Raw genomic sequence first — 12,536 nt, 5'->3', positions numbered from 1 at the left:
TATATCATGAGTTCTAGTATCTATGTTGAAGCTCAAATGCTTATCAGAAAACCGGTTGATGATGTCTTCGAAGCATTTATCAACCCTGCAGTAACTACTCATTTCTGGTTTACAAAATCTACCGGGAAATTAGAAGAAGGTAAAACAGTGACTTGGGAATGGGAAATGTATGGAGTATCATCTGATGTAAAGACCCTTCAGATTATCCCGAACCAGCTGATTAAAACCATCTGGGGAGATCCTTCAACGAATGTAGACTACGAATTCCGTGTAATGGAAAAAGGAACCCTTGTTGTGATTAAAAGCTATGGATTCAGCCAGACCGGTGAAGAACTTCTAAGGCAGGTCAATGACAATACAGGAGGATTTACTACAGTTTTAGACGGTTGTAAGGCTTATCTGGAACACGGGATCAACCTGAATCTTATAGAGGATAAATTTCCGCAGCAATAATTCCATTCTTAATTACCATCATATGGACCTTTATGAAAATACCAGTCTCATGAGTTGAGGGGTATCAATGATATTTAAAACTAAAATAAACTTAAAAATGAAAATACAATTCTTAGGACAAAACTGTTTTTTGTTCACGTACAAAGACAAAACCATTCTGAGTGACCCCTTTTACAACTATAAAAAAGCGGAATCAGGGTTTGATATCTCTGCTCAGAAAATCGATTATATCCTGCTTACCCATGCGCACGGTGATCATATTGCAGATGTAGAGGAAGTCCTTCAGCATCATCCTGAAGCCACCATTATTGCAGTTCCGGAAATCTGCGGATACTTTAAGACAGCAAAAAATACAGACGATGTGAACCTCGGAGGGTCAGCAAAAATCGACGATCTTAAAATTTCCATGGTTCCGGCTCACCACACGAGTTCTTTTCCGGATGGAAGCTACGGAGGCGTTCCTGTAGGATATATTTTCAGACTGCCTGAAGGCAAGAACATCTATATGGCGGGAGATACCGGTGTAATGGCTGATATGGAGCTGTTCCCAAGACTTTTCGGGAATATTGATCTTTCTATCCTTCCCATCGGAAGCCATTATACCATGTGCCCGAGAAAAGCAGCTTTTGCCGCCGCAGAATTATTAAAAACTCCAAAAGTAATAGGATGTCATTTTGATACATTCCCTGCTATTGAAATCAATCATGAAAATGCATTAAAGCATTTTGCAGATAAAAATGTAGAACTTGTATTGCCAAAACTGGGTGAAGAGTTCGAATTTTAAATAGAAACAGGGTAGAGGTAATTTGAAAGTTAAAAAATGAAAGTAATGCAGAAAGGATTAAAAACAAAAAAAGATAATCATCAAATTACCTCTCTCTTCAATTTAAACCAAAAAAAAATGGCAAGCTACCTAAATCACACCGCTACAACCGATTACCTTTGCTGCGTTCCCACCCTGGAGGATTCTCAGGAGCTGGTTGTTTAGGACTTGCCGTTGCAAAGGTAGGAATAATTTATAAACTTCAAAACTTTATTAAAGAAAATTAGTCGAAAAAATGCAGTGGTAAAGCTAAACAGCTGACATTTAAGGAAATAATTTTTCACTTTTTTCTAAAAAATTAAATATGACGAAAAGTCCATCAACACTAGGAATTTTACTTTTTATCGCTACAATGATCATATTTTTTGTAGCCTATTTCTTCTTTTCAGGAATCAACTATTTTGATACGTCTTTGAAAATCAATGCTTTTGTTCTTCCTCTTTTGTATGCAGGAGGAGCCTTCTGGTCTGTGAAATCTTTCTGGAATAAAAATAAAGTAGTTAAATTTAAAGATGCTTTCAAAAGAGCTTTCGTTCCGATGTTTATTGGAGGAATTCTTTCTATTTTCTGTATTTATTCATTCCTGAATTTTGTAGACACAGATGCCAAAAAGCTGCTGAACTATCAGTATGTGCAGAGGCAAAAAACAGAATTGGATACAGAATATAATTCTGCAAGAAAGATCCTGAAGCATCAGAAAGACATTGACGAACTGGATCAGAAGTACAAAGAAAGACTTCCTAGTTTCTCTCCGGAAGCCGTAAAGGGAAAAGATATGCTTACCGCAAGTCATTTTTCAGGATATTTTGCCGCAATTCTTATATTTTACGTAGTTTTGTCGGTATTTTTCGGAGCATTCTTCAGAACAAGAACTGTGTACGAAGAACCAACAATCAAAGAATAATTTTTTATCAAAAATTAAATGAATTTATCTATAGTTATTCCGTTACTTAACGAGGAAGACTCTCTGGAAGAGCTTTTTTCAAGAATCGATAATGTCTGCAGAACAGCCTCTCTTTCTTATGAGATCTGGTTTGTAGACGACGGAAGTACAGATTTGTCGTGGAGCATCATTGAGAATTTAAAAATACAGCATCCTCAGATCCACGGAATTAAGTTTTCCAGAAATTACGGGAAATCACAGGCGCTTCATGCTGCCTTCGAAAGAGCCCACGGAGACGTGGTGATTACCATGGATGCTGACCTTCAGGACTTTCCGGAAGAAATTCCCGAGCTTTATAAAATGGTGGTTGAAGACAATTATGACATCGTTTCAGGCTGGAAAAAGAAGCGTTTTGATAATGTCATGACGAAAAATGTACCGTCAAAACTGTTCAATGCGGCGGCCAGAAAAGTTTCAGGAGTCTATCTTCACGATTTTAACTGTGGCCTGAAAGCGTATAAAAAACAAGTAGTAAAATCCATTGATGTATATGGAGATATGCACCGCTACATTCCGGTACTCGCTGCCAATGCAGGATTCAGAAGAATTACAGAGAAAGAAGTTCAGCATCAGGCAAGACCTTACGGAACCTCAAAATTCGGAACAGAAAGATTCATCAGAGGTTTTCTGGATCTGGTAACCCTTTGGTTTGTAAGCCGCTTTGGAGGAAGGCCTATGCACTTTTTCGGAGCAGTGGGAACTTTGATGTTTATTGTAGGATTTCTTTCAGCACTTTGGCTGGGGATTTCAAAACTGATTGATGTAGCCAGAGGAATTTACGGACATCTGATTACCAATAACCCATGGTTCTATATTGCACTGACGATGATGATGATGGGAACATTGCTGTTTATAGCGGGATTCCTGGGAGAAATGATCATCAGAACGAACAGGGAGCATAAAAATTACAATATTGATGAAGTGATTTAATAAATTTAACATAAATCACTAATTTATAAATACTCTTAAAAAACATATGTTTTTTAAGAGTATTTTTTTTGATTTCATCAATTCCTTTTCCGATATTCGTAATGATAAATAAACTCCATGGAAAGCATTAAAATAGAGATCAAAGATCTTGTAGATATTGACTCTATCTCAAAAGAATATAATATTTCAAAACATGAGCTGATCTCGTTTCACAACCGGCACTGTGCTCTGCATGAGCTGCTTCCCGAAAATCTGCCCAAATACATCAGCAGTATTTACATTCCTGTAGAAAAATACAATACGTGGAAAGAAAAGCAGCTTCCGGCTTCCCGTATCACCAGTCCGGGAGCATCAGAAAAGCTTACATATGGAGTTCTGATCACCCAGCAGCCATCGGAATTACAGATCGATTATCTTATTGATATCCAGAAAAAGGCTGAGAATAAGATTTCAGTTTCCCGTCAGAAGCTCTTCGTCAATAATAATGAAGTAGGAATGATGGTTGAGAAAATGATGGAAACGGCCGGAGAAGCACTATATCCGCTGCAGATGTCCCTGAATAAGAAAGGAAAACCAGACCAGATAGAAAATGCTGAAGAAATACAAACCCGCTGGACAGAAACATACCGCCCCAAAATTAAACAGTATTATGTGGGAGAGGTTACAGACGGGCTTGTGGCCAGATTTGATCACTTTTACGAAAATATAGCAAACGGAGCAGGAAGTTTACAGCGTAATATATTTTATCCTTTGTTCTTTATGCCTCTTTATGATTCATATCCTGATTATCAGAAAAAAGAACGCCTGGATTTTTATTTTCCTTCCTTTGGGGAAACCGTTTCTTATGATGCTGTTTTTTCACTTCAAAGAATTTTTACAGACCGTGGAAGAATAGTTGTTCAGGTAAAAGGTGAACAATACTATGATGAAATAAGTCTGGATGAAGACAAAGGAAAAATAGATCTTGTTTATCAGCTGGATAAAGGAGGAAATATATTTTCAATTACAGGAGCATTATCAACATTCTATGATAATCAGGAAATTAAGATAGGTATTGAGATCTACCTTCAGGAATCTTATCTCTAATGAATCCATCATAAAAAATAATACTACATAAATACTTTTTAATCTCCGAAGTCTCTGTCCGGAGCTGATATATTCTGCCGTAATATGGAACTGGATATTACTTCTACAGAAATTGTCTCGAAACAAATACAAAAAAATAGATAAAAATGAATGCAAAGCAAGCTAAGGAAATCCTGGAAAATCGATTTATAGAGTCAAAAGATGAAATGTTATTTGAATTTATTACGGATAAAGAAGTTTTTGAAGCATTGTTGTTGAACGGGATTTCTCCAAATAGTTCTGATAATTCTTTTAAAAAACCAATATTAAGCATTGCCTATACCAGAAATGAATATAACTCGTTTAAATTACTGTTAGATCATGGGGCTGATCCTAACATAGAAATGGAGACATATTATTCATCTGAGATGAAGTGGCCCCTTGTTTTTTCAATGGTGAGCTGTTATCCTCAAGATAAAAGATTTTTTAAAAAGATCGTTAAACACGATGTTAATTTTGATGCTTTGGATGTAAATAAAAATAATTCATTACTCCATGCAAGTCTGCTGGCCTCATCCCCATCTGTAGAAATGGTTGAATTTTTATTAAGCAAAGGGGTTGATCGTACTCTTAAAAATAATGATGGATTTACAGCAATGGATATTGCCCAAAAACGATATGAATCTTATTCTTCCTGGAGCGAGGAACTGCAGGAAAAATGTGCAATTATCATTGAACTTTTAAAACAATAATGAATGAATATCGATTATGAAATTTATTATTCACATCCAAGTATAAGTAAAGACGGATGCCTTGAAGCTGTAGGAGAAAAAACACTTACGCTCTTAAATACCGAAACCGGCAAGAAAGTTATTTCTTTTAGCGGGCATACACATGGGATTAATTGCTCGGACTTTTCTCATGATGGTAAATATGTACTGAGCGGATCCGGAGATAATTGGTCTCCATACGACTTTACAGTAAGAATATGGGATATCGGCAGTGGTAAAATGTTCGCTAAATTTAAAAGTAATTATGCCGGAATTATTGATGCTAAATTTGCTCCCGATAACGAACATGTGCTGATATTGGATCATGATCATATTTTTTACAGATATTCCATTTCTCAAAAAAAAGTAATTCATACACAGAGACCCAAATGTTTAGTTTTGCCCACAAAAGGCAGCTCTGTAGTTAAAGATGGAAGAATTATTATCCACAAAGAACTTATAGCATCGCTTATTGATAACAATCTTGTTTTTTGGGATTGGAATTCCGGAGTCATTAAACATAAGTTAGACGGAGTATATGGGTTGGGGAAAATAACATTTAATGAAAACGAATGTACTGTGATTTTTAATAATGAAAAGTACAGTTTTAGCCTTTAGGATAACGGAGCGATTAAATATAAGTCAAATAATAAAAATAGTATCAGGTGTTATCAATTTTCTATAATAATCAATAATTTAAAAAATATATTGAAATATATCGTCAGGAATCTTATCTTTGATATACCAAATCATAAAAAAATATTAATATGCAAGTACTTTTTGATCCCTGAAGTCCTAGCCGGACCTGATGTCTTTTTACAGTAATACTGAGCGATTGCCCAGATATTACTTCTACAGAAAATAATCCGTGTTTTAAAATAAATTCTTTGCAGTATGTTGTGAAGAAATTTGAGGTATAAGCCTTCTGCAAACCAATTTTCTGAAGAAAAAACACAGTGGAGCAAAAGTATAGAAAACACCAAAAAGGATGAGTGAGAAACATTTGGTTTGCCAGGGTGCCATCTGTAAGTGCCAGTTCGGAACAGCTCCGGATAAGCTTATGGTAAAGACTCAGAGCAAACGCTACATCAACGATAAAGACGGCAGCGAAAAATTAATGGCCACTCACGTGGACATCGGGACAACTTTTGAAAAAAATACCTTCGGAAGCTGTGCTAAAATGAATAACAATCCCTGTACACCTACAGTGACAAAATGGGATGGTTATTATGACAAAATCACAGTGGAAGACAATGGCGGAAATGCTCTTCTTGAAGACAGTAAAGCCACCTGTGCCATCAGCGGAACTCCGAGTATAGAAATTATATTCCATGGACAAACCGCAGAACCCACCCAGCAGAATGTGGATAACGTACGTCCTGAAGTGGCCGCACAGCTGTTACCTGCAGAAGAAGATAATACCGAGTATATCTATTATACCAAAGAAGGATTATATCTGGGCGGCTTAGAGAAAAGCGCCAAAATATATCTGGCTACGCAGGAGGAATATGATAAAGTAAAGGCAGATAAGAAATGGTCGGGAATTAATATTGAAAAGAGTCTGTTAAAAGAAAAAGAAGCCGCTATTACTAATGAAAAGTTTGTTGAAAAAGCATCCACCATATACGGAGAAAGTTCAGCATACAGAGGTAATGTTGAAATGGAAACAGAGCTTGAAAACGAAATGCTTGCCATAGCCTGTGTTCATAAAATCAATAAAGTGGCTTATGGGGTTAACAGCAAGCAGGCTGTTTTATTCAGAAATACAAAAATTGCAGAACGCAATGAGACGAAGAAACAGTTAGCCGTAGCGGCTATCATCCGTTCATTAACTACAGATGAAGATCCGAGTAACGGAGCGACTATGTGGGATGGAGCCGAACAGGCAGCTTTTCCGGCTACTGACGACAGATATTCAACAGGGAAGTTTGAAATCCATATGAATACCATGGGATGGACGATTTCAGATGCGCATCACACCAAATGGCAGACAGGAGTTGAAAGACTGGGAGCCACCTTTAATGCACCCAAAGAAAAATATACTCCGGGCAAAAATCCTAACAATAAATATGCAACTGAAGGTACCATTGCTCTGGAATCAAGGGCGGTATTTTTAGGAACTATTTTTTGGAAAGAATTAAAAACAAGAAAGAAGAAACCCGCTGAACAAAAGAAACCTAATGAAAAAAAGAAACCCAATGAGAAAAAGAAATAACCTGTATTTTTTTATCGTATTCTTTTTTTACCTCGGCTGTAAATCTCAGAAACATGATTATAAAGTCATTCACTCAGGTAATAATGAGATTATGACCACCTATTATTTCCATTCTGATCATGCGGAATATGCAAGGGTGTACGGAAATTCTGCTGAAAGCGACTCTTTAACTTTTAACCGTGATAAAAACGATCTGATTGTAAAAGAATTCAACTATGATGGGAAACAGAAAAAGAGGGTAGCAGGCGGAAATATTAAATATGTCGATTACTATACCAGTCTTTCGGACATTGTTGTGTCGGGAAATCCTTTATCAGTGGATGAAGTTCCGGTTAATAACTTCAATTTTACAAAGAAAGATCTGGAAATAGAAAATATCATCAAAGAAAACTGTAAATCAACGAAAGAAGGATACAGCGGCTGTGATTTCAGGTTTCCAAAAAGCAACGCCCTTCCATATCTGCCGGAAAGCTCTACGATAAAGGCTGCCAGAATCAAAAAAGGAAAAGACGGACTGGAGGAAATTGAAGTGCAGGGAAAATATGATGATAAAACTTTTCAATACAAAAGAAACTATTATTACGATAATAAAAGAATAAAAAAAATAATTACCTCTGTAAAAGATAATACCTCGACAGATTCTTATGAAGATTCTTATTCTGTGAAGAATTGATTGAAGGTAAGTTAAACAGGATGAAAACTAATTAAAATTGAATTATCATGGTTATTACAGGAGATACACGCCCGGTTGCCGGGACAAGTTGTGCCTACGCACTTACTTCAGGAGGTAAAAAAGTTACCACAAAAGAATGGAAAATAGAATACGGAGGCAAGGTGCTGGCTACGAGTACCAGCGGCGCATTTAAGTTCAATATCAGTCTGGCTGGGAAAACCGTAAAACTGACTGCAATAGCTGTGCAAAATGGCAAACAGAGCCCTTATTCCATTAATCTGACCATCCTTGCAGAAAAACCTAAAATTGTGTCCGTAGAATGGCAGGATTCCAATGGAAAAGCTATTGGAAAACGAAAAGTGGGCTATCTGGATAAAATAACACTCAGCATAAAAACGGCCAATATTCCTAAAGGGGATACCCTCAAAATTTCTGTTTACGAAGACGATACTACGGGAGACCGCGCCATGGGAACCTATACAAGCAGTGCTGTTAATGAAAGAGGCTATGCGTTTCTATATTTCAAGCAACTGAATTTATACCAGACCAAACTGAATGACGCTGACTGGGTAAACGAAAGTGAACATGAATACTTTGTAAAAATAGTATACAAAAACCATATAGACCAGGCAGAAGAAAAAACGCAGCTGGTGGTAGAAAATGAACTGAAAAAACATATTGACCAGCCCAAACCAGCCAATAATCCTTTAGTGGTAGGAAAGACCGAGGCTCAGATAAAACCTAAGAAGAGGGCTGTTAATTTTACATTTGGAGTGTTTATAGATGGAACACTGAATAATATGTATAATACAGAGCTTAGAAAAAAAGCAGAAGGAAAAGCGCAATCTGACACAACCGGTCTTAATAGAGTAATTCTGGCAAGTACTGTATATAATAAACATGGAGATGCTGATGATCAGGAAAGTAGTTATGAAAATGATCTTTCAAATCCAGCAATCTTATTTAAAAAGTATAATGAGGATAAAGGTAAAAAATTATTTAAGGTTTACACAGAAGGGATAGGGACAAACTCAGCTCCAAGAGCGCAAGGAGTAGATCTTACAGCTGACGATTATGAAGATGATGATGTTATGCAAGGCCCAGGTTTTGGAATGGGAAGTGCTGGAATTAAAGACAGAGTAAGAAAATCTATTCGGGATGTAAGAGAATTTATATCATCTAATATTTCACCAAGCAACGAAGTTGTAGGAACAATAGTTTTTGATGTATTTGGATTTAGTAGGGGAGCAGCGGCAGCACGCCATTTTGTACATGTTGTTACACAGGGTGCCTACAAACCCAAAGTGACTTATAGTAAAGAGACTATCAATGCCCGGGATATGTTTGGTTATAGCCTTGATCAGTCTTATGCTTACAAAATGATGCCGGCATATGGATATCTCGGACAGTTGCTTGATGAAGCAAAGCTTATGGATGAGCAGATGAAAGTTGTAATCCGTTTTGTCGGAATTTATGATACAGTACCACATTACGGTATTGCCCAGTCTAATGATAATAAGCAGCTTGGGCTGGATGATGTAAATAGGGCTAATTATGTAGTACACATGGTAGCAGCAGATGAGCATCGTGCCAATTTTAGCTTGGTTAATATTTCGTCCGTTACCAAAACATCTCCAGAAAGTTGTAAAAAAGGAGGAATAGAATTATATTATCCGGGAGTTCACTGTGATGTAGGAGGAGCTTATGAAGAAGGCCGTCCGGATAATCCTAAAAGGATAGATGCGACGATATTTGCAAGCAGTCTGGAACCTTTACGGTCTGAACTGATCAGACAGGGCTGGTTTAAAGAAAGTGAACTTACTATTATTCAGGATCCTTTTTACAGACCTACCATTAATAATTTCCGTTTGGAAGGAAACAGGAGAAAAATCAGTAACCAGTACAGCTATATTCCTCTGCATATCATGGCTGATTTCTGTAATAAGAAAGCAGTTCCTATTAATACGACAGCCTTATTAGAATTTAAAAACTTCAAAGGGAACTGGATTACTGGAAATGTTCAGTTCTTAGAAGCCATTAAGACCAGATTAGAAAACTATTCTTTCAAAGGAGGAGAACCTTTTGTATTTGTTGAGCCGCGTGTTCATAATGAACCACCTATTGTATATGCAACAAACAGTCCGGATGCAGCCCGGTATGAAAGAGAAAGAAGGATGCGTGAATATGAAGGACAGGCAAAACTGAATGCAGAAGCTGACAAAAAGAATGAATGGATTAAATTCCTTCGTAATAATTATTTGCATTGGAACTCAAGATATGGACAAAAAGCCTCTGAAATTCCTGTTCAGAAAGATCATCCTAATATAGAAAATGGAAAAAGGAAAAGAATTGTGTACTAATGAAAATACTATTAATCAATCTGCTGTGTGGGATACTCTTATTACAAAGCTGCAGCAAAGGAGACAAACAAATGAATATAGAAAATAAAAAAGATTTTTCCTATGCTGTAACATTTTCAGCAGCCACCGGTTTTACAGCGGAAGTACATGAAGGTTATCTGGGTGATGAAAATAAGAAACTTATAAGTGGAGTTCCAAAAGGTGGAATGGAAGATGGACCGTGGCAGTATGATGGCGCAAAAGCAGGACAGGGAGGAAATATTATTCCATCTTACATTGATCTTACGTATGTTGCCTATGCAGAGAAAAAATTTTATAGAGTAGAAGGGGTTCTTCCCAAAGACAAAATTCTGGAAGAATTCAAAAAAGGTTTTTTAATTCAGGAAGGCCTGGATGAAAATGGAAATGCTAAATGGATTCAGGGAACTTATACTGAAATTGCAATTGGTGCCGCTCCTGGCGGTGTTATAATAGTATGGCTGTCAGGCAACCACCACAGAACAGAAATTTGTCGTCTGCAGGCTAAAGAGACCACTGTAGATGTCAATGATTTTTATGATAATCCACATAACAGGACCCAGCAGGGATTCTTTGAGGAATTATACAAGATTTCAATTCCTGACAGTATTAAAACTGAAATTGAAAAAACCGGAATTCCCTATGGGTTATGGGACAAATATAGGGAAAAGTATAATTACCGCTTTAAGCTTCATCCTTACGATGAGAAAGATACTTTTGTTCAAATTTATCGTTTGAATTATAATGGAGAATCAGAATACTTAATCGGTGCAAAAGCGGCTGAAGTATATAAAAAAGATGCAATACCTTATAATGTGATCTTTATGATGCAGAAGTATAGCGCAGAAATAGGATTTAATGATGAGGAGCTGATGAAAATATTTGAAAATTTCAAAGAAAAACATTCTGGAAAGCCTATAGATATTGTATTGGTTCCTTCATTTATGTATAAGGATATTAAGGTATATGCAGAATGTGATGGTGAAAAAGTAGAATTGAAAAAAGTAAAGATTGTTGAAATCTGGGGAGGGTAAAATATACCAATTATAAATTTTGAAAACATAAATAAGCACCTGAAAATGGTGCTTTTTCTTTATATTTGTAGAAGTGTAGGATTCAGAAACCAGAATGTTGGTGTAAGTTTTTAAACGAATATTGAAAATCAAATTGGCCAGATTTTTTTTAACATGCTTTGCCTTGTTGCTCCTGTCTTCCTGTAAAATACAAAAGCTGGAAGGAAGCTGGGAGTTTATTGAAGTGTATGATAAAGTACTCAACAATGTAGATACCCTGAAAAATAAAGAAAACCACTCTAAAGCAGGAACCGGAACTTTGATTTTCCACAACAATGGATCTTTTGAGGTCATGGAAAATAAAGGAAGCTACTGGAATAAGAAAAATGTGTTGAAAATGAAATACAGCCAGAACAAAGATACAATTGTTATGAAAATTTCCTATGTAAGCCGTGATCATCTGCTCTTATCAGATGAGAAGAAACCTACAACCTGGTTTTACAGAAGAAAATAAAGTGAATATAACCTTAACTGATAAAGGATGAGCAAAAAAAGCTGTCTGAATTGCGGTCATAAAATCTACGATGAGTTTTGCCCTCATTGCGGACAGAAGTCGGATACAGGAAGAATAACAACCCGCACACTCATCAAAAGCGATATTCTGGGTTCAATCTGGCACATAGAAACCCGATTCTTCAATACCGTAAAAGACATTTTGTTCAGACCCGGAAAAACAGCAATGGATTATATCTCAGGAAAAAGGGTCAGGTACTACAATTTTCTTTCGTTGCTGCTGATTCTTTTCAGTTTCAACGTCCTTGGGCTTCACTTCTATGAAAAATTAGCACCGCCGGAAACCCTGGCCGAAGATTCGCAGGTAAAATCATTTTTCTCAAACTATTCCAAAACAATACTTTTTGTTATCATTCCGATGCTGGCCTTCAATGCTTTTTTTCTTTTCAAAAGAATAAAATTGAACATTGCCGAGCATTTTATCATTGGAACAGTAAGCCTTTTAGGAATTTTAATCCTATTTTTGTTAAATGATATTGTAAGTCTCATCGGGCTGTGGAAGCCTGTGACTAAGATTTTTGATGTCCTGGACAAGATTTTATTTGCTCTTTTTATTCTGTTTCCGGCAGTTACCTATTGGAATGCTTTTAAAAATTCATATTCAAAACCGGGCCTGCTATGGAGAACAGCAGTTCTTTATGTTCTGATGGGAGTAGAAAGTCTTGCTATTGTAATGATTTTATATAGAATATTTTAATAA

13 protein-coding genes and 1 other RNA gene are annotated in these 12,536 nt (G+C 36.5%); 13 read left to right on the top strand and 1 reads right to left on the bottom strand.

The features are described 5' to 3' along the window. The first annotated feature begins 6 nt into the window (after positions 1-6). Both FW768_RS03750 and FW768_RS03745 read left to right on the top strand, forming a co-directional pair. Complete coding sequence (locus FW768_RS03750) at positions 7-453, top strand: SRPBCC family protein (protein WP_153392562.1); 447 nt, start codon at positions 7-9, stop codon at positions 451-453. Between the two features lie 97 nt (positions 454-550). Next, a complete protein-coding gene (locus FW768_RS03745) occupies positions 551-1,237 on the top strand; it encodes a metal-dependent hydrolase (protein WP_153392559.1) in 687 nt (228 codons plus the stop codon). A 115-nt stretch (positions 1,238-1,352) separates the two neighbouring features. Here FW768_RS03745 and ffs read toward each other — a convergent pair. Next, an RNA gene (ffs, locus tag FW768_RS03740) (signal recognition particle sRNA small type) lies at positions 1,353-1,450 on the bottom strand. 130 nt (positions 1,451-1,580) lie between these two features. Here ffs and FW768_RS03735 point away from each other — a divergent pair. The 11 genes from FW768_RS03735 (at position 1,581) to FW768_RS03685 (ending at position 12,533) form a co-directional block, all read left to right on the top strand. Next, positions 1,581-2,180, top strand: a complete 600-nt coding sequence (locus tag FW768_RS03735; RefSeq protein ID WP_153392556.1) for a DUF4199 domain-containing protein — start codon at positions 1,581-1,583, stop codon at positions 2,178-2,180. 18 nt (positions 2,181-2,198) lie between these two features. Continuing rightward, positions 2,199-3,149 (top strand): glycosyltransferase family 2 protein, encoded by a 951-nt coding sequence (locus FW768_RS03730; protein WP_153392553.1) that lies wholly within the window; start codon positions 2,199-2,201, stop codon positions 3,147-3,149. Positions 3,150-3,266: 117 nt separating this feature from the next. Next, complete coding sequence (locus FW768_RS03725; RefSeq protein ID WP_153392550.1) at positions 3,267-4,235, top strand: hypothetical protein; 969 nt, start codon at positions 3,267-3,269, stop codon at positions 4,233-4,235. 146 nt (positions 4,236-4,381) lie between these two features. Continuing rightward, positions 4,382-4,966: an ankyrin repeat domain-containing protein gene (locus FW768_RS03720; RefSeq protein ID WP_153392548.1), complete on the top strand. Its 585-nt coding sequence runs from the start codon at positions 4,382-4,384 to the stop codon at positions 4,964-4,966. A 3-nt stretch (positions 4,967-4,969) separates the two neighbouring features. Then, the gene (locus FW768_RS03715; RefSeq protein ID WP_153392545.1) at positions 4,970-5,602 is read left to right on the top strand and encodes a WD40 repeat domain-containing protein; all 633 of its coding nucleotides are present in this window, start codon (positions 4,970-4,972) and stop codon (positions 5,600-5,602) included. Positions 5,603-5,972: 370 nt separating this feature from the next. Beyond that, on the top strand, positions 5,973-7,199 hold the full coding sequence (locus tag FW768_RS23925) for a DUF4280 domain-containing protein (RefSeq protein ID WP_196782921.1): 1,227 nt from the start codon (positions 5,973-5,975) through the stop codon (positions 7,197-7,199). Next, entirely contained in the window at positions 7,183-7,872 is a 690-nt protein-coding gene (locus tag FW768_RS03705; RefSeq protein WP_185151930.1) for a hypothetical protein, read from the top strand. Before FW768_RS23925 ends, FW768_RS03705 begins: the two co-directional genes overlap by 17 nt. 47 nt (positions 7,873-7,919) lie before the next feature. Continuing rightward, positions 7,920-10,232: a T6SS phospholipase effector Tle1-like catalytic domain-containing protein gene (locus FW768_RS03700; RefSeq protein ID WP_153392539.1), complete on the top strand. Its 2,313-nt coding sequence runs from the start codon at positions 7,920-7,922 to the stop codon at positions 10,230-10,232. Then, the gene (locus FW768_RS03695) at positions 10,232-11,284 is read left to right on the top strand and encodes a DUF2931 family protein (protein WP_153392536.1); all 1,053 of its coding nucleotides are present in this window, start codon (positions 10,232-10,234) and stop codon (positions 11,282-11,284) included. The genes FW768_RS03700 and FW768_RS03695 overlap by 1 nt, the downstream gene beginning before the upstream one ends. Before the next feature lie 163 nt (positions 11,285-11,447). Further along, positions 11,448-11,777, top strand: coding sequence for a hypothetical protein (locus FW768_RS03690; protein WP_185151929.1), 330 nt, complete (start codon positions 11,448-11,450; stop codon positions 11,775-11,777). Positions 11,778-11,804: 27 nt separating this feature from the next. Further along, positions 11,805-12,533 (top strand): DUF3667 domain-containing protein, encoded by a 729-nt coding sequence (locus FW768_RS03685; protein ID WP_153392531.1) that lies wholly within the window; start codon positions 11,805-11,807, stop codon positions 12,531-12,533. The last annotated feature ends 3 nt before the right edge of the window (positions 12,534-12,536 follow it).

It is taken from the genome of Chryseobacterium vaccae (genome assembly GCF_009602705.1).
Taxonomy (GTDB): Bacteria; Bacteroidota; Bacteroidia; order Flavobacteriales; family Weeksellaceae; genus Chryseobacterium; species Chryseobacterium vaccae.
Note: the sequence above shows the minus strand (reverse complement) of the source record. Positions and strands in the feature narration are given on the sequence as shown.

What these genes read in the sequence shown, in the direction of transcription:
- FW768_RS03750 (WP_153392562.1), top strand. Translation starts at nt 7, where the DNA reads ATGAGTTCTAGTATCTATGTTGAAGCTCAAATGCTTATCAGAAAACCG.
- FW768_RS03695 (WP_153392536.1), top strand. Translation starts at nt 10,232, where the DNA reads ATGAAAATACTATTAATCAATCTGCTGTGTGGGATACTCTTATTACAA.
- FW768_RS03745 (WP_153392559.1), top strand. Translation starts at nt 551, where the DNA reads ATGAAAATACAATTCTTAGGACAAAACTGTTTTTTGTTCACGTACAAA.
- FW768_RS03705 (WP_185151930.1), top strand. Translation starts at nt 7,183, where the DNA reads ATGAGAAAAAGAAATAACCTGTATTTTTTTATCGTATTCTTTTTTTAC.
- FW768_RS03685 (WP_153392531.1), top strand. Translation starts at nt 11,805, where the DNA reads ATGAGCAAAAAAAGCTGTCTGAATTGCGGTCATAAAATCTACGATGAG.
- FW768_RS23925 (WP_196782921.1), top strand. Translation starts at nt 5,973, where the DNA reads ATGAGTGAGAAACATTTGGTTTGCCAGGGTGCCATCTGTAAGTGCCAG.
- FW768_RS03715 (WP_153392545.1), top strand. Translation starts at nt 4,970, where the DNA reads ATGAATATCGATTATGAAATTTATTATTCACATCCAAGTATAAGTAAA.
- FW768_RS03720 (WP_153392548.1), top strand. Translation starts at nt 4,382, where the DNA reads ATGAATGCAAAGCAAGCTAAGGAAATCCTGGAAAATCGATTTATAGAG.
- FW768_RS03730 (WP_153392553.1), top strand. Translation starts at nt 2,199, where the DNA reads ATGAATTTATCTATAGTTATTCCGTTACTTAACGAGGAAGACTCTCTG.
- FW768_RS03700 (WP_153392539.1), top strand. Translation starts at nt 7,920, where the DNA reads ATGGTTATTACAGGAGATACACGCCCGGTTGCCGGGACAAGTTGTGCC.
- FW768_RS03735 (WP_153392556.1), top strand. Translation starts at nt 1,581, where the DNA reads ATGACGAAAAGTCCATCAACACTAGGAATTTTACTTTTTATCGCTACA.
- FW768_RS03725 (WP_153392550.1), top strand. Translation starts at nt 3,267, where the DNA reads ATGGAAAGCATTAAAATAGAGATCAAAGATCTTGTAGATATTGACTCT.